The sequence below is a fragment of the Paenibacillus sp. GCM10027628 genome (genome assembly GCF_042676385.1).
Classification (GTDB): Bacteria; Bacillota; Bacilli; order Paenibacillales; family NBRC-103111; genus Paenibacillus_E.
Map to the genome: position 1 here is coordinate 135,857 of NZ_JBHTHA010000014.1, position 16,459 is coordinate 152,315.

16 protein-coding genes and 1 pseudogene are annotated in these 16,459 nt (G+C 48.4%); 16 read left to right on the top strand and 1 reads right to left on the bottom strand.

The features are described from left to right. Positions 1 to 20 precede the first annotated feature (20 nt). From ACFQZT_RS14620 to ACFQZT_RS14650, 7 genes are all read left to right on the top strand, one after another. Positions 21 to 1,439, top strand: a complete 1,419-nt coding sequence (locus tag ACFQZT_RS14620) for an amidohydrolase (RefSeq protein ID WP_379301021.1) — start codon at positions 21 to 23, stop codon at positions 1,437 to 1,439. Further along, positions 1,436 to 2,446 carry an ABC transporter ATP-binding protein gene (locus tag ACFQZT_RS14625; protein ID WP_379301023.1) on the top strand — a complete coding sequence of 337 codons (1,011 nt, stop codon included), beginning with the start codon at positions 1,436 to 1,438 and terminating at the stop codon, positions 2,444 to 2,446. Before ACFQZT_RS14620 ends, ACFQZT_RS14625 begins: the two co-directional genes overlap by 4 nt. After that, the gene (locus ACFQZT_RS14630; protein WP_379301025.1) at positions 2,443 to 3,417 is read left to right on the top strand and encodes an ABC transporter ATP-binding protein; all 975 of its coding nucleotides are present in this window, start codon (positions 2,443 to 2,445) and stop codon (positions 3,415 to 3,417) included. The genes ACFQZT_RS14625 and ACFQZT_RS14630 overlap by 4 nt, the downstream gene beginning before the upstream one ends. 24 nt (positions 3,418 to 3,441) lie before the next feature. Beyond that, on the top strand, positions 3,442 to 4,392 hold the full coding sequence (locus ACFQZT_RS14635) for an ABC transporter permease (RefSeq protein WP_379301069.1): 951 nt from the start codon (positions 3,442 to 3,444) through the stop codon (positions 4,390 to 4,392). 76 nt (positions 4,393 to 4,468) lie between these two features. Then, positions 4,469 to 5,323: an oligopeptide ABC transporter permease gene (opp4C, locus tag ACFQZT_RS14640; RefSeq protein ID WP_379301071.1), complete on the top strand. Its 855-nt coding sequence runs from the start codon at positions 4,469 to 4,471 to the stop codon at positions 5,321 to 5,323. A 19-nt stretch (positions 5,324 to 5,342) separates the two neighbouring features. Next, the gene (locus ACFQZT_RS14645) at positions 5,343 to 6,080 is read left to right on the top strand and encodes a gamma-glutamyl-gamma-aminobutyrate hydrolase family protein (protein ID WP_379301027.1); all 738 of its coding nucleotides are present in this window, start codon (positions 5,343 to 5,345) and stop codon (positions 6,078 to 6,080) included. A gap of 225 nt (positions 6,081 to 6,305) precedes the next feature. After that, positions 6,306 to 7,730: a hypothetical protein gene (locus tag ACFQZT_RS14650; RefSeq protein WP_379301029.1), complete on the top strand. Its 1,425-nt coding sequence runs from the start codon at positions 6,306 to 6,308 to the stop codon at positions 7,728 to 7,730. Between the two features lie 2 nt (positions 7,731 to 7,732). Here the strand turns inward: ACFQZT_RS14650 and ACFQZT_RS14655 are convergent, their stop codons facing one another. Then, entirely contained in the window at positions 7,733 to 8,095 is a 363-nt protein-coding gene (locus tag ACFQZT_RS14655; protein WP_379301031.1) for a winged helix-turn-helix transcriptional regulator, read from the bottom strand. Positions 8,096 to 8,279: 184 nt separating this feature from the next. Between ACFQZT_RS14655 and ACFQZT_RS14660 the strand changes: the two genes are divergently transcribed. The 9 genes and pseudogenes from ACFQZT_RS14660 (at position 8,280) to ACFQZT_RS14700 (ending at position 16,439) form a co-directional block, all read left to right on the top strand. Beyond that, positions 8,280 to 8,957 (top strand): amino acid ABC transporter permease, encoded by a 678-nt coding sequence (locus ACFQZT_RS14660; protein ID WP_379301033.1) that lies wholly within the window; start codon positions 8,280 to 8,282, stop codon positions 8,955 to 8,957. A 19-nt stretch (positions 8,958 to 8,976) separates the two neighbouring features. Next, positions 8,977 to 9,753, top strand: a complete 777-nt coding sequence (locus ACFQZT_RS14665; RefSeq protein WP_379301035.1) for an amino acid ABC transporter ATP-binding protein — start codon at positions 8,977 to 8,979, stop codon at positions 9,751 to 9,753. A gap of 16 nt (positions 9,754 to 9,769) precedes the next feature. Continuing rightward, complete coding sequence (locus ACFQZT_RS14670; RefSeq protein ID WP_379301037.1) at positions 9,770 to 10,552, top strand: transporter substrate-binding domain-containing protein; 783 nt, start codon at positions 9,770 to 9,772, stop codon at positions 10,550 to 10,552. A 91-nt stretch (positions 10,553 to 10,643) separates the two neighbouring features. Next, positions 10,644 to 10,787: pseudogene (locus ACFQZT_RS14675) on the top strand (epimerase); the annotation flags it as partial. Positions 10,788 to 10,885: 98 nt separating this feature from the next. Continuing rightward, positions 10,886 to 11,056, top strand: a complete 171-nt coding sequence (locus tag ACFQZT_RS14680; protein ID WP_379301039.1) for a hypothetical protein — start codon at positions 10,886 to 10,888, stop codon at positions 11,054 to 11,056. A gap of 178 nt (positions 11,057 to 11,234) precedes the next feature. Then, positions 11,235 to 13,343 (top strand): hypothetical protein, encoded by a 2,109-nt coding sequence (locus ACFQZT_RS14685; RefSeq protein ID WP_379301041.1) that lies wholly within the window; start codon positions 11,235 to 11,237, stop codon positions 13,341 to 13,343. A gap of 104 nt (positions 13,344 to 13,447) precedes the next feature. Then, positions 13,448 to 14,557, top strand: coding sequence for an efflux RND transporter periplasmic adaptor subunit (locus ACFQZT_RS14690; RefSeq protein ID WP_379301043.1), 1,110 nt, complete (start codon positions 13,448 to 13,450; stop codon positions 14,555 to 14,557). After that, on the top strand, positions 14,554 to 15,243 hold the full coding sequence (locus ACFQZT_RS14695) for an ABC transporter ATP-binding protein (RefSeq protein WP_379301045.1): 690 nt from the start codon (positions 14,554 to 14,556) through the stop codon (positions 15,241 to 15,243). Before ACFQZT_RS14690 ends, ACFQZT_RS14695 begins: the two co-directional genes overlap by 4 nt. Then, on the top strand, positions 15,240 to 16,439 hold the full coding sequence (locus ACFQZT_RS14700) for an ABC transporter permease (protein ID WP_379301047.1): 1,200 nt from the start codon (positions 15,240 to 15,242) through the stop codon (positions 16,437 to 16,439). Before ACFQZT_RS14695 ends, ACFQZT_RS14700 begins: the two co-directional genes overlap by 4 nt. Positions 16,440 to 16,459 lie beyond the last annotated feature (20 nt).

The following is a 16,459-nucleotide window of genomic DNA, read 5'->3' on the forward strand; positions in this document are numbered from 1 at the left end:
GGATGTTGAGGTGATTGCTCATGGGGAAAAAGCAATTGGTTGAGTGGCTGGATGAAAACAAAAACACGTTTGAAGATCACGCGCTGCAAATATGGGCGCGCCCTGAGGTTGCGTATACGGAAGTATTCGCCTCTAAGCTGCAAATCTCCGTGCTTCAAGAAGCAGGATTTTCCGTTGTTTCCGGTATTGGCGGTGTGCCGACGGCATTCGTGGCGGAGTACGGCACGGGCAAACCGATTATCGGCATCTTGGGCGAATTCGATGCGCTGCCGGGATTATCGCAGAAAGTAAGCCCAGTACGAGAAGCGGTTACACCGAACGGCCCCGGGCACGGCTGCGGGCATAATCTTCTCGGCACGGCAGGCGTTGAGGCCGTCATCGCACTCAAGCAGCGCATCGAAGAGGAGCGATTGCCGGGAACGATCCGTTATTACGGCTGCCCCGCTGAAGAAGTGCTTTCCGGCAAAACGTTCATGGCTCGCGCGGGTGTTTTCGATGATTTGGATGCTGCCTTGACGTGGCATCCCGGCAATTCCAATACGCCATGGAACATTCCAAGTTCAGCACTCACATCGGTTGAGTTTTTCTTTCAAGGTCGGGCGGCTCACGCAGGCGCAGCTCCGCACTTGGGGCGCAGCGCGCTGGATGCCGTCGAACTGACGAATATCGGGGCAAATTATTTGCGCGAGCATGTGGTCGACGGCTCCCGTATTCATTATACGATCACGAATGGCGGGGAAGCCCCTAACGTGGTTCCTGATAAAGCCAGCGTCTGGTACTACCTCCGTGGAGCCAACCGGTCGCATGTCGATGAATTGCTTGAGCGCTTGATCAAGATTGCGCAGGGCGGGGCGCTCATGACGGAAACGGAGGTGACTTGGGAAATCAAAGCCGGCGCTTACGATCTCAACGTGAACGAGACGCTTAACGGGCTGCTTTTTAACCAAAAGGATGAAGCTGGACCACTTGTATTTACGGGAGAAGATCACGAGTTGGCAGCTTCTCTGGCTGCAACGCTGGATCCTTCCTTAAAGCAGTACGCGAAGAAACGGCAGACTGAGCTGGGCTTGGCAGATAGTGATCTGCTACCTACCGCATTCGTCAATTTCAAGCCAACCACCAAAATCACGGGTGGCGGCTCAACCGATGTGGGCGATGTGTCGTGGATTACGCCGCTTGGTCAAATCACAACCACCTGCGCACCATTCGGCGTTCAGGTGCATACGTGGCAGGCGACGGCTGCTTTCGGCTCCCCAATTGGACTGAAGGGCATGCATCATGCAGCCAAGCTGCTTGCACTATCCGCTTACGACCTGTTGACTGACGGTGGGATTTTGCTGTCGCAGGCGAGAGCGGAGTTTCTACGGTCTACGCAAGGCAAGCCCTACATACCGGCCATTCCCAATGACGTGAAGGCGCCTGTGGGTGCGGCCCTATGAAGTATTTGCTAGAAATCGACAGGCTTCAAACCGTCTTTTGGACGGGAGAGGATGAAGTGACTTCGGTGGATGAGATCAGCTTTAAGCTTAGACCTGGAGAAACCATCGGGATTGTAGGCGAATCCGGCTGCGGCAAGAGCGTAACGTCGTTGTCGATCATGAGACTCCTTGGCCGGAATGGCCGAATCAAGCAGGGCGAAATCCGTTTCAACGGCTCTGATTTGGTTACGTGGTCCGAATCCGAGCTTCGCCGCTTGCGGGGCAAGGACATCTCGATGATCTTTCAGGAGCCGATGAGCTCACTGAACCCTGTCTTTACGATTGGGAATCAATTGCTGGAGATGATCCGGCAGCATAAGAACCTGTCACGCAAAGAAGCGAAAGCTTACGCGATCGACATGCTGCGTAAGGTCGGCCTTCCCCAGGCCGAAGCGATCATGAACGTATATCCCCATATGTTGTCTGGCGGGATGCGCCAGCGGATCATGATTGCGATGGCGTTAGCCTGCAAGCCGAAACTGCTCATTGCCGACGAACCCACAACGGCACTCGATGTGACGATCCAAGGGCAAATTCTGGAGCTTATGAAAGAGCTTCGTGAAGAAAGCGGCGCAGCCATTATGCTCATTACGCATGATCTGGGCGTCGTAGCCGAAATGGCTGACAAAGTCGTCGTCATGTACGCGGGTCAAATCGTGGAAGAGGCGGATGTGTTTACACTGTTCCGCGAACCGCTGCATCCATACACACAGGGATTGCTGAACTCCATACCGAGAGTGGAGGGAGACATCGACCGGCTCACCGCGATTCCCGGAGCCGTCCCGTCGATCCGGCTCATGCCGACTGGCTGTCGTTTTCATACACGCTGTGCCTTTGCAACGGATCAGTGCCGGCGAGATCAGCCTGAACTTAAAGCCGTAGGCCCCGATCATCAGGTGAGATGTTGGGTCACGCAAGAACAAGCATTGCTGCCCAAATTTCCTAATCTACAGGAGGTCGGAGCATGACCACCAACCCGCCGCTGCTGCAAATCGATCGGTTAAAAACGTATTATCCGATAAAAAAGGGCATATTGTCGCGCACAGTCGGTCACATCAAAGCGGTTGACGACATTAGCCTGAATATCTATGAAGGCGAAACTGTCGGGCTTGTCGGCGAATCCGGCTGCGGCAAGTCGACGATCGGCCGTTCAATTGTGCGGCTCGAAGATCCGTTCGAGGGCCGTATCCTTTTCCAGAACGAAGACATCACGCATCGATCGCAAAAAGAATTGAAGCCCATCCGCACTCGGCTGCAAATCATCTTTCAAGACCCATTTTCGTCGCTGAATCCACGCAAACGGATCCATGAGATTATAGCCGAACCGTTCATTGCACATCGCTTGGTCCCGCGGAATGAAGTGCAAGGCAAGGTGGATCGGCTACTTGATATGGTCGGTCTCCCTCGTGCCTATAAAAATCGGTACCCGCATGAGTTTTCCGGCGGTCAGCGCCAACGTATCGGCATCGCGCGAGCTATTTCTTTCGAGCCTAAGCTGATCGTGTGCGACGAACCGGTGTCTGCACTTGACGTTTCCATCCAAGCGCAAATTCTTAATTTGCTCGTGGATTTGCAAAAAGAGTTGAACCTGACCTACTTGTTCATTGCTCATGGCATCGGGGCCGTCAAATATATCAGCACGCGGATCGCCGTCATGTACTTGGGCAAAATCGTTGAGATCGGAGACAAGAACGAACTATTCAAGCGTCCGAAACACCCGTATACACAAATTTTGCTGGGTGCTTATCCTGCGCCCGACCCTACTTTGCGTTCCAGTAAGCGGATCATTATTCAAGGGGATGTTCCGAGTGCCGCCACACCTCCGCATGGGTGCCGATTCCATACCCGCTGTCCTTACGTCCAGGAGCGATGTCGGCAGGAGGAACCGCCGCTTACGGGCGGAGCGCATGCGGTTGCTTGCCATTTTCCTATAAACTAGAAAGCTTGGATAGGGGGAGTTACGATCCTTCACTACATCGTTCGGCGTGCACTTATTGCCATACCCGTATTGCTTGGAATCACCATTATTAATTTCTACATTATAAAATTAGCGCCTGGGAACCCCGTAGATATGTTCATCGATCCGAATACGCCAAAGGAGCTTCTCGACGCGAGAAAGCAGCTGCTCGGACTGAATGATCCGATTGTGCTGCAGTACTTCAAGTGGCTCTTCAATTTGTTTCACGGCCAGCTTGGTTATTCGTTCAGCTCTTATGCGCCTGTGACGAAAATGATTGGAGAAAGGCTGGGCCCTACCTTGTTGCTTGCTTCTACAGCAATGGTCTTTGGGCTTTTCATTGCTATTCCTATCGGCATCATCAGCGCGGTTAAGCAAAATACGAAGTTTGACTATATCATGACTGGACTGTCCTTTGTCGGTACATCCATTCCACAGTTTTTCCTTGGACTTGGTCTCATTTATTTATTTGCTGTTCAATTCAAATGGCTGCCGACGGGCGGAATGATTACACTTGGAGGTTCCGGCGGCATTTGGGATCGCATGAGTCATATGATTCTTCCAGTTTTCGTTCTGGGCATCGTGATCGCGGGGAAGAAGGTGCGGTATGTGCGTGCCGGCATGCTCGACGTATTGAAGCAGGATTACCTGCGCACGGCGCAATCCAAAGGCCTTCATCCGTTTATTGTGACGAATAAGCATGCGCTGCGCAATGCTCTTATTCCGATCATTACGGTGGTCGGGATGGAGATCCCGCTGCTGCTGGGAGGCAGCATCCTGATCGAGCAAATTTTTCAATGGCCCGGAATTGGTCAGCTTACCATTCAATCGATTCTCTCCAGAGATTACCCGACTCTGATGGGTCTGAATCTTGTAGCTGCCTTGATCGTGCTTGTGACGAATTTGCTTACGGACCTTCTCTATTCGGCGGCAGACCCCCGCATCAACTACAACTAATTCAGAGGTGAGAGGTGTGGCCTTATCCGAATATGAACTGAACAACGGTCCTTTGCAGCAGGATTTCGCCGGAACCTTGGAAGAACATGCCGCAGATATCGCGATCCGGCAGGTCTGGAGCCGATTTATCCGGCATAAACTGGCCTTAGTTGGACTTGTTGTTACCCTACTGCTTATTCTTGTCGCATTGCTGGCTCCACTTCTTGCACCAAACGATCCGAAAGAAGTAACAGGCATCTTCTCAGCGGCGCCATCGGCAAAGCATTGGCTGGGAACCGATCAGGTCGGGCGGGACGTGGTAAGTCGTCTTATCTACGCTACAAGAGTTTCGCTGATTGTCGGTTTTGTTACAGTAGCTCTGTACGTGACCTTCGGCACGTTAGTTGGCATCGTTTCTGCCTATTTCGGCGGATGGCTGGATATGGCCGTCATGCGGATTACGGACATGTTCATGGCATTTCCGTTTCTGATGGTTATCCTGGTCATCATTAGTGTTCTCGGCTCGAATATGACAACCATCATTCTCGTGCTAGCCTTGTTCTCATGGCCGGGCGTTGCACGACTGGTTAGAGGCAGCGTACTGGCTATTAAGCAGCTCGATTATGTTAAGGCGGGTGTTGCGCTTGGACTAAGCACACCGCGTATTTTGTTTCAGCATATATTCCCGAATGCGATCGGCCCCATTATCGTCAATGCCACCTTCGGCATTGCTTCGGCGATTATGAGCGAAGCCGGACTCAGCTTCCTCGGGATGGGAGTCCAGCCGCCGACGGCAAGCTGGGGCAATATGCTCACGGACGCGCAATCCTTGACGGTGCTGACGGATCAGCCCTGGCTTTGGGTTCCGCCGGGAGCCATGATTCTGATTACCGTGCTGGCGATTAATTTTGTGGGAGACGGTTTGCGCGACGCGCTGGATTCCCGGCAATAAGCAGGACAAGGAGATCGCAATGAAACCTATTATTGGCATAACAAGCACGATCGTCAAACTGCACGAATACAGCGAGGGCGCTTACGTCCACAAGGATTATCACCGATCCATCGATGCCAGCGGAGGTCTGCCCATTGTACTTCCTCTTACTTCACCTGCAACGTTCAAACAATTGATCGATTTATGCGATGGGGTCATTTTCACAGGAGGCGAGGATGTTGATCCTTCGGCATATGGAGAGGAGCCGGTTCCAGAACTTGGGGCGACTTTTCCGGAACGCGACCGCATTGAATTAGAGGCGATACGCTATACCATGGATGCCGATAAACCGCTGTTGGCCATCTGCCGTGGAGTGCAAGTGCTGAATGTAGCATTAGGAGGAACGCTCTATCAAGATCTGCCGAGTCAATTTGCCGGTTCGCTTGCGCATGTTCAACGCGGAATAGCCAGAGAAAAGGATTCCCATTCGGTGGACATCGCCCCGAATAGCTATTTGGAACGGATTTTCGGGCAAAATCAGGTTCGTGTCAACAGTCTTCATCATCAGGCGCTGCACGCCATTGGCACAGACTTAGTTGTAACAGCTAGCTCCCCGGACGGCGTGATAGAAGCAGTTGAAAATCCAAACCGGATATTTGCCGTTGGCGTACAATGGCATCCGGAATCGATGTTTGAGACTGACCTATTGACGCAAAAGCTTTTTCAAGAATTCATAGCTAAAAGTAAAGAGCGGGCAGAAAATAAGGCACGGAAATAATGTTGATGGATCAAAGGAGATGCAGCTTCTATTTATGAAATAGAAGCTTGCATCTTTTTTTCATTGTCTTCTGGATAGGGCCCGTCACTTTTTTTGGCTTTTTTACAGGATACCATTTGATCCTAACCTACAAAATGAATCCTTAACTACAAAAATGTGCGTACTTTTCAAGTGAAATAGGAGCTGTTACATTTATTAAAAATGAAAAGAAAGGTGGTATTTACGATGTCCGTATTTAAATTGAACTTACGTGACGGAGATGTCGAATGGGGCACTCAGCTTGATATCGATTCGCTGCTCGTCCATTCCAAAGCAAAATCGATCAACCAACACAATGGAGGTCAGCGCACAGATTGGAATCTGCCGGCAGGCATATATCGAGCCAAGGACATTGTTAGTGAGTTGGACACTCTTTTACAAGCCATACTTATTCAACTGGGCGATGCAGCGAATGCGGAAACGCTCCTGAATACTTTGGAGGCGAATCTGGCGATCGAGGGACGAGAATCCTCCCTTCCGCTCGGTTCGCTAGCGTTTGGGGATAAGGCTGGAATCGAGCTGACCAAACAAGCGCAGGAGATCGGCGAGGCGTTAACACGTTGGGCGCGTGAAAATCATTCCCGGAAGGAGGCACTGGAACGATATGGCCATTCGGCATTGAATGAGCTTCAATTCAGGAGTAAGTGCAACAATCATTTGTGGACGCCGAAAGCCACCGGCATACTTACCGGACCGCATGGGGGGCCCATCGTCATGCAGCTTTATAATGAATACCTTCATCAATTCGTGCTGCTGAGAAACGCATTGATTGTTTTCGATAATTGGGAGGAAGTTCCGATTGAGATTACGGAGCGGGAAGATGAGAAGGGGTTAAGATTTATCGAGGATGCGCATACCGAATTTTTATCTGCTCTATTGGCGAAAAGATTGACGCATAAATCTATAGTTCGATTTGCTCAAAGGTTACTTAGCCCGAGGCTCACAACTATAGGCTACGGTTTTCAATACAAGCTCGGAACCATACTACCTGCAAGCCTGAGCAGCGAGCCGGAGACAGCTTCGAGGTATCTTCTTCATTGGTATCCGGTACAGACTAGCGAACATGATTACGGTACCCATGAACTGCCTTCTGTTTCCTTTGATTATGGCTACAGCGATTATTACGCTGCTCCACGCAGTGAGACGAAGGACTGGGACCTTCAGTTTGAATCGTCCGATTGGGCGTCGGAGGCTATTGAGAGAGCTAACCTGATTGTAAATAGCGTTGATGCCGATCGAATCTTGATTAACTATCGCCTGCAATGGAGCGATGGAAGCAGTGCTGAGGTCGATCTCGGTCAGGCGTTCCGAGGTCAACGGTTTATGTATCTTCAGAAATCGGGCTCCAAAGACATTCAAGAAGCCCAACCGTTCCAGCAAGTGAAAGCCCAAGTGCATCACCCAAAATCATTACTCGGATTACCGGGATTAGTAACGAATGATTCTGGAGTTCACTTCGTGAAAGCGAACGATAATCCGCTTGTGAAGTGGGCGTTGCTGGGCAAGTTGTATCCCGAGAATGTCATTCTTCTTGAGAGTGCGGAAGAAGATTCGTTCGCTGATGCCGGCTCGATAGGTAAAGGCTTCGGAACCAAGTTTCTGATTTGGTAAACTTAGTTGTTTGTTTCTCTGATATACGAGTCGTGATGAAACGTGCTTGACAAATAAGTGGTTCCGAAATCGCAAAGAATATTCAATAGCGGAACCATCTCAAATCCTAATTCCGAGAGAGAATATTCGACTTTAGGAGGTATAACCGGATACACCTTGCGTACGACAAGCAAATCTTGTTCGAGATCTCTTAATTGCAGGGTCAGCACCCGCTGGGTAGCGTCAGGCAGTAACCTTTGAATCTCGTTAAAGCGCATTGACCTCGTAGACAATGCGTATAAAATGGCAAGTTTCCACTTTCCGCTCACTAGCTTCAGAACAATTTCTGAGGTGCAGCGGTACGTATCATCTTTAAAATGTATCAAAGAAATAACCCCCTTCAATCCAATAACCAATTATGCGTATCGGATTAATGAAAATTATAACAAAAACAATCCAAGGGGAACAAGGAAAAAATTCAGTTTTTTCTTTTTTGGAATAAATCCGGGTAAATCAATGTGTTAACCGGATATTGCTTGTACTAGAGCATTAGAAAAGGTGGTTCCTTACATGACGCTTGATCGTTTTGACCGCATTATGGAAATCATCGGTACCTCCATACTGCCGCTGCTAAAAGGGACAATTTATTATACGGTTCCACTGTCTATTGTTTCATTCGTATTAGGCCTGTTCTTCGCCTTCTTTGTGGCGTTGGCCAGTATGTCGACGAAATTGTATTTGCGCCAGCCGGCTCGTTTTTATGTATGGATGATACGTTCTACGCCGATTCTCGTCCAATTGTTCATTATTTTCTACGGTTTGCCGAATGTGGGCATTGTACTGTCTCCCTTTATCAGCGTCGTGATCGCTCTAACATTTTCCGAAGCTGCGTATTCCTCGGAAGTGATCAGGGCTGCTATACAGTCCATTCCGTCAGGACAATGGAAGGCAGGATACGCATTGGGCATGACCCGCTTCCAAACTTTGCAGAAAGTCATTTTGCCCCAGTCCTTTAGGATCTGTATTCCGACGTTCGGCAATCAATTCATTACACTGTTTAAATCATCGTCTCTTGCGGCACTTGTCACGATCCCCGACTTGTTCGGCGCAGCGAGGTTGATCGCGTCTTCCACCTATGAACCGATGCTGCTTTATATGATTACCGGGTTCTTTTATTTGGTGCTTTGCTCGATCTTAGCGTTAGGCCAGAGCCGCATGGAAACAAAGTTCGGACACATGAAGACGTAGCGGAAAGGAAGATTAGGCCATGTTACTGAAGATAGAGCGCCTATGCAAACGATTTGGCGAGGTTGAGGTGCTCAAGAACATTCATTTGGACATTAAGCAAGGAACAAAAACGATTGTTATCGGTCCTTCCGGTTCTGGGAAATCGACTTTACTTGCCTGCCTGAATTTGCTGGAGCCGCCGACAGCAGGGACGATTTGGCTAGACGGCACTATGCTTCAGTTCTCGCCCTCGATAAAGCTTAGCCCAAAAACGATTTTAAGCTTTCGCCAGCAAACAGGGATGGTCTTTCAAGGTAATCATTTATTTCCGCACATGACAGCATTGGAAAATGTGATGGTCGGCTCCATTGTCGTTAAAAAACAAAACAAAGCGGATGTACTCGTCAAAGCAAGAGGATTGTTGGATAAAGTTGGGCTCGGATCGTACATGGATCGTTATCCGCACCAGCTTTCCGGGGGGCAGCAGCAGCGGGTAGGCATTGCAAGAGCTATGTCTATGGAACCGAAAGTATTACTGTTCGATGAGCCGACTTCGGCGCTTGATCCGGAACTGGTCGAGGAAGTGCAGGAGGTCATGGAGGATTTATCGCGCGATGGGATGACCCTGGTCATCGTGACACATGAGATGGAGTTCGCACGCCGAGTGGCGGATCGCGTTATTTTTATGGACCGCGGTTATATTGCGGAAACGGGCACTCCCGCACAGATCTTTACCAATATTCATAATGAGAGGCTTCGATATTTTGTAAAACGTTTGTCCCCGGAGTTATTCCAGGCGACCGCAACTAACCAATAAAGGATGGATATCTTCGATGAGAACAAGTTACTTCACATTACCACTCGTACTACTCCTTACGTTAATCGGATGCAGCCAGCCAAATGCCGACAGCAAACCGAACTCGCTGGAGAAACTGAAGCAGAAAGGTGAGATCGTCGTTGCTACGACTGGGACCTACCCTCCGTACTCATTTCAAGGCAGCAGCGGGCTAACGGGGTTTGATATTGACATTTCAACTGAGATTGCCAAGTGTCTGGGAATCAAGGCTCAATTCTCAATTGTGGAGTTCGCGGGTATGTTTTCCGGACTTGATGCGGGCAGGTTTGATACGATCCCTCAGCTAACCGCTACCGAGGAGCGGAAGAAAAAGTACGATTTTTCTAATCCGTATCAGTTTTCCAACTTATCGTTAATTACGCTGGAGGAGAACAAAGATATCAATCGGTTCGAAGATCTAAAGGGGAAAAAAACGAATGGCACGGCCGAATCCGTGCAAGGGGCGCTTGCTCTCAAGTATGGCGCGATTTTAGAGCCTGATGTCAGCGAGGCTGTGGATCTGCTGAAGACGAAACGCGTGGATGCACTTATTTTTAACAATTTGTTTTACTTGGATTTGAAGAAAAATCGGCCTGATCTAAAAATAAAAATTGTAGACAAGTCAAAGGAACTGGATACCGCTTCGTTCGCTTTCAGGAAAAACAATGAGGAAGTCATCAATGCATTCAATAAAGCACTCAATGATATGCACTCTGACGGTACTTACGCCGCGATTTCCTCCAAATGGTTCGGAAAGGATATCTCTGAGGGGGTTCAGTAGTTTCCAGTATCTAATTAATAGGCAAAATAACCTAGCGGGAATCGCTAGGTTATTTCAATTTCGAAGCATTGTCTCATTCCCGATTCGCAGAAGCTCCAAACCGGTCATTCCGCTCGGAAGATTCGGGCTGTCTTGGCTCGGCATGGCCGTGCCGGTCATGAAGGAAGTAGTGGAGATGCTCTATTTGACCGAAGAGCCGCTAGTCTTGAGCGGGGATAAATATGAACGGTTGATCAGGCAAACATTTACAATAAAGCTATTTTTATTTAATACCATGCAAATAAATGCGTTATAAAGTAGACATGTTGATCAATCTCGAAGGGAGAAAGACTCATGGATATCAATATGTATGCTTTGGAAAAAATGATGGAACAAAGTAAGATGAACATTCAGCAATCCGTGCCAACCGAATGGAACTTGGAAAAAGTGAACAAAGAAAACGAAACAAGTTGGTTGAGCAAATTACAACCGCGTTTTATGAATAGAATCGGTCTCGTTCGGTGATCAATTAACTTTATATAACAACATGCGGCCCTTGATTACTCCTGATGGATAGATCAAGGGCTATTTATGCGATTTGCACCTGGACGCTTTCTACATGAAGTATTTATTAAGGGAGAGGAATATCCCCGGCAAAAACGAATACATACAAAAAATCCCATAAAAGAGAAAGGATGAAATTGTGAAAATGAAGCCCCCATTCATGAAGCTGGCTGCATTGGCATTTTCCGTATCGCTGTCACTAAGCACTGTAACCCCCGCTATTGCCAATGGGGAGGAATCCGCGATCCTTGGAAAGGTTGCCATTTCGGAACAAAGCTATTTTGAATTAAAACAAATTCACTTGACGACTTCTCAGAATGGTAAGCTGGCTGTGATTCACGTATCTCTGCATAACGGAGGCAGCAGCGCTTTAAAAGTGATCGATTATTGGATCCGATTAAAAAACAAAACGGGCAGCCAGTTCTCCGCACGTTCGCTTCCTTCCGATAAAGACAAGACTTCCGTTGCTCCAGGCTCGAGTGTAGATCTTACTTATTACGCGAATGTGAATGAAAACACGCAACTCCAGGATTTGGTTGTAGCGTTTATGAACTGGGATTTGAACCGGCCCAAATTTGAAAAAGTACTTGGTGAGGTCTCCGTACCTGAAGCTTACACGGATGTGACTCCACCCCAAGAGGGGACCATCTTCCAAGTAGAAGAAACGGACATCAAAGCCTCGATCAAGAAGTTTGTCAGTAATAAGAACGAAAAATACCACGTACCGTCCGTTTATTTGACATTGGAGAATATGGGAACGAAGGCGGTTGCCATTCCGGCTTATATGTTTTCGATCCGCACCCCGGAGGGACTTCTGTATCCGTTGGAAGCGAAAGGAATTAAAGATTTAGCTATTAAGCCGAAAGAAAGCAAAGAAATCCAGTTATCCGGAACGATTCCGGTTGCCGTCGCAACGGATCATTGGGAGCTTGTCATCACGGAGACGTTGCCGGATCTGAAAATAGACCTGCCGATTGCCGTATTTCAGCTACCTGGCGCATCACTAAATGATGGTGGTTCCATCGGCCAAGCGTACTCTTTCACGAGCAAATCCGGCGTTTACACCGCCGAATTGAATGCTTTATACCGCCTTCCATGGGAGGATCAGGATCTGTTGAGCGCCGATATGACCTTAAGCAACAAAGGCCCGGATACGCTGTCTATTCCGAACTTGACCGGTTACTTCCTTCTCGATGATGCAGTTAAAATCGCAGCTAATGTAGTGCAAACGGCGAATGTAGTCGGCATAGCGTCCGGCTCGTCCTTAAGTTTGCAAATGGTAGGTAAAATCCCTTACACATCGAAGTATTCGCGAGTCAAACTGGTGCTGCAGGAGAAGGAAAGCGACACGGTCACTACGGATGTCGTTGAGTTTACCAGCCAGTCCGAGCTGCAGGCGATTCCCTTCCATCGTTTGAATCAGACGTACACGCTTGCCGACGAAGGAAGAAGTACCGGTTATAGGATTCGCAACCTGAATCGATTTGCAAGCAATACGGGCTCATTGGTAATCGCACAAGTGGAAGCGACGAATTTGGAGAAAAGGTATACGGTGACCCCGATACCGGTCGCTCATTTTAGAGCAACTGACGGGACGGTCATCCCGGCCTTGGTTGCCGAAGTCAAGAATAAAATAAGTCCAAACGGCACGGCGCTGCTGAATGTATCGGCTTCGCTTCCAAAAGGATTTTCGATGGAAAACATGCAACTGATCCTCGGTGAGTCCGTAACGGAAGGTAAGCTGACGGAAAGTGGCGGGGCACCCGATTCTTATGTAAAGCCAGTGGCATTCATGCTTCCTGAAGTGAAAACCGATGTGAAGAACTCGTTGAAGAACGTTGATGTGTATCCTTATCAAATATCGCTCAATCAAATTGGTACGATGATCGAAAATAGCACGTTTACGATGAAATTCAACTATGAAATCAGTCGCGAGGGGTATTTGGAAACGAATGTAGACGGACATAAGCTCGTACTCGTATTTGAGGACGGCAGCGGGCAAAAGTCGTTTGAAAAGTGGTTCGAGATGAAGGATATCGATCCAGTGGACGGTGAAACGCCCGAAACAGGGGGCACGAAGCTGAAACTCGGCAAACACGACAATTTCAAAATACAAGTAACAGATGCCGATTTGATTTTCAAATCATCTTTCCTGAAGCAGTACAAGCTCAGTTTATACGAAGAATTTCAGGGACAAAGAAGGCTGTTAGCGACTCAAGCGGCGGATTGGTTCGTTATAACAGATTAAGCGATAGAAGGGTTCCAACTATACAGCTCATGCTTTATTGCCAAGAAGCTTTAATGCTTTTTGGTATAAAAGTAACGATGTCTAAGAATAGGGAGAGAATGATCTTGTTAAAAAAAGCGCTTTGGGGAGCACTTGTGATTGTCGTCTTAGTTGCAGCAGTACTTGTTACAGTCGTATTTTCCTCAAAAGGAAGCACGGCTGCTGCCGTAAAAGTCGTCACTGCGAAAGAAGGCAGCATCACGAAAGAAGTATTCGCGAACGGTAAAATCGAGTCTAAAGTCATCAAAGAACACTTTGTATTTTCCGGAGGCTTCATTGAGAAGATTCTTGTCAAAAAAGGCGATTCCGTCAAAAAAGGCCAGGAGCTGCTTACTTTGTCCACGACGGATCTGGATGCGAAGCTGAAGCAAGAGAAGTATCAACTTCAATTGAATCTCGCCGAGAAGGAAAAGTTTCTGAAGGATCAGGAAAAGGTGAAAAAGCAAACGTTTGAAACGGCGAAAAAAGAAATGAACGAAACGGGTGCTACAACGAGCTTGGAAACCTTCGACGAAAACAGTACTGCCGATGTGAAATTGTACGATTTGAAAATTCAAGATGCGGAGTCAAACATCGATGACATCCAGAAAAAGCTTGAAAAAAACCGGTTGCTGGCTGAAATCGATGGTATTGTGACCGGGATTTCCGTCAAAGAAGGACAAGAAATGACGACCGGCACGTCCGCATTTATGATTACGAACGTCTCACAATTGCAAATTAAAGCCAACTTGGCGGAGAACGATGCCAATCTGGCTAAAATAGGGATGAAGGTCAAAGTGTCTGGCGACGCATTCTCGAATACTTATGCCGGAAGCATTACGTCTATATCGCCGGTTGCCGTTGCTTCCGAGCTGGATGCCAAGGAGTCGGTCGTAGAGTTTACGGTCGATCTTGACCAACCTTCCCCGGAACTTCGTCCAGGATACAAAGCAACCGTTCAAATCACGATGGAAAGTTCATCTCATATCATCGTACCGCTCAGCGCCGTCAAGCGGGAAGGACAGCAATCTTACGTATTTAAGGTGGTCGACAATAAAGCCGTTCGAACCAACGTTAAGCTTGGGGAGGAAAATGACGAAGTTATCGAAGTTCTCGAAGGACTGCGAGCAGGTGAGAAGTTGATTGAAGGACCGTCTGCGATTGTGTTGGACGGCGTTCAGGTGGCAATTAAATGATCGCATTGGAGGGAGTTCATAAAGTTTATCGCAATGGCGCATTGGAAGTGCAGGCCCTTAAACCGACGAATCTGATTGTCGAGAAAGGGGATTATGTCGCGATTATCGGACCTTCGGGATCAGGGAAATCTACGCTCATGAACATCCTGGGTTGTTTGGATATTCCGAGTGGCGGTACGTATAAGTTGGATCAACAAGAGGTCCAATCGTTGACTGAAAAAGAACTTGCCAAGGTGCGAAACAAGAAGATTGGATTTGTATTCCAAAATTTCAACCTTCTCGCCAGGCAATCGGTTCAAAGCAATGTGGAGCTCCCGATGGTGTACGGAGGCGTTGCATCCTCAGTTCGGGAGGAACGGGCAAGCAGCTTGCTCGAGAAAGTCGGCCTTGGAGGGCGCGTGCATCACCGTCCGAGCGAACTGTCCGGCGGACAAAAACAGCGCGTCGCCATCGCGAGAGCGCTCACGATGAACCCGGCCATACTGCTTGCCGATGAGCCGACAGGAAACTTGGATCACAAGTCATCTCATGAGATTATGGCGCTTTTTACTCAGCTGAACGATGAAGGGTCTACGGTGATCGTCATTACCCATGAAATGGACATAGCCGAGCATGCCAAACGCATTTTACGTTTCGGAGACGGGGAAATCATCGAAGATCGCCGAAAGGGAAGTGTACGATTGTGAGTATATGGAAAAATCTATGGATTTCCTTGGACAGTTTGAGAGTGAACAAACTCCGTTCCTTGTTAACGATGATCGGCATTATTGTCGGCGTCGCGTCGGTGGTCCTGGTTGTGTCTATCGGGCAAATCGGCAAAGGTTCCGTCGTATCGGAGCTCGCTAAATATTCCCCCGGCGTTTTCTTCGTTACGCCTTCCACGAACGCGACGAAAGCCGATAAAATCCAAATGACGACGGCGGATTTAAAGCAGGTGAGCAGGCTGGAAAACGTTCAAGCAGCCTCAGGCTCTTTGGGAATAACCATGTCTTCCAAATCAGGGAACGAGACGATCACATTTAACATGACCGGTACTTTTGCGGACATCGTCAAATTTTATAATTTGAAAATGGAAGCAGGCCGATTTTTTACCTTAGGCGAACAAAAATCGCGACAAAAGGTAATCGTCGTAGAATCGGATTATGCGGTCAGCGAGTTTGGTTCCGCTGAACAGGCCGTGAACCGTAAGGTCACGCTGGATGGGAATAAATACGAGATCATTGGTGTGTACAAGTCCGATAAATCGATTTTATCCGGTCTGAGCGGCAAAAATTATTCGGCTTATATGCCTTATGATGCCATGCCTCTGCTCAAAGAGGGCACCAACAATGAACTCGATACGCTCATGGTCATCGCCGATACCACCCAGATGCAAAAGGATAAGGCGGGAACAGCGATAACGAAGTTCTTAGCCAAAGCGCACAACGCAGAGAGCAGCGATTATGAAGTTCAGAAGGTGGAGGACTTCCAGCGTAACCTCGATGTCGTATTTAATGTCATGCAGATCCTGATTGGTTCTATTGCGGGCATTTCCTTGTTGGTCGGCGGAGTCGGCGTCATGAATATTATGCTGGTGTCCGTGACAGAACGCACGAGAGAGATCGGCACGCGTAAAGCAATTGGAGCTACGCCGGGGCTGATTTTGCAGCAATTTATGATGGAGGCGATCATTCTCTGCTTTCTTGGCGGCGTGGTGGGCATTACCATCGGCGTACTAGGTTCGCTTGGTTTTTCATTGATCACCAAGTGGCAGTTCGTGTTATCAGGCTGGACGATCGTGATCGCTTTCGGTTTTTCCACGGCTGTCGGTTTGTTTTTCGGCTGGTATCCCGCCAAAAAGGCGGCCAATATGCAGCCAATCGAATCCTTAAGATACGAATAAGCGAAGTGGGAGGGTTATGA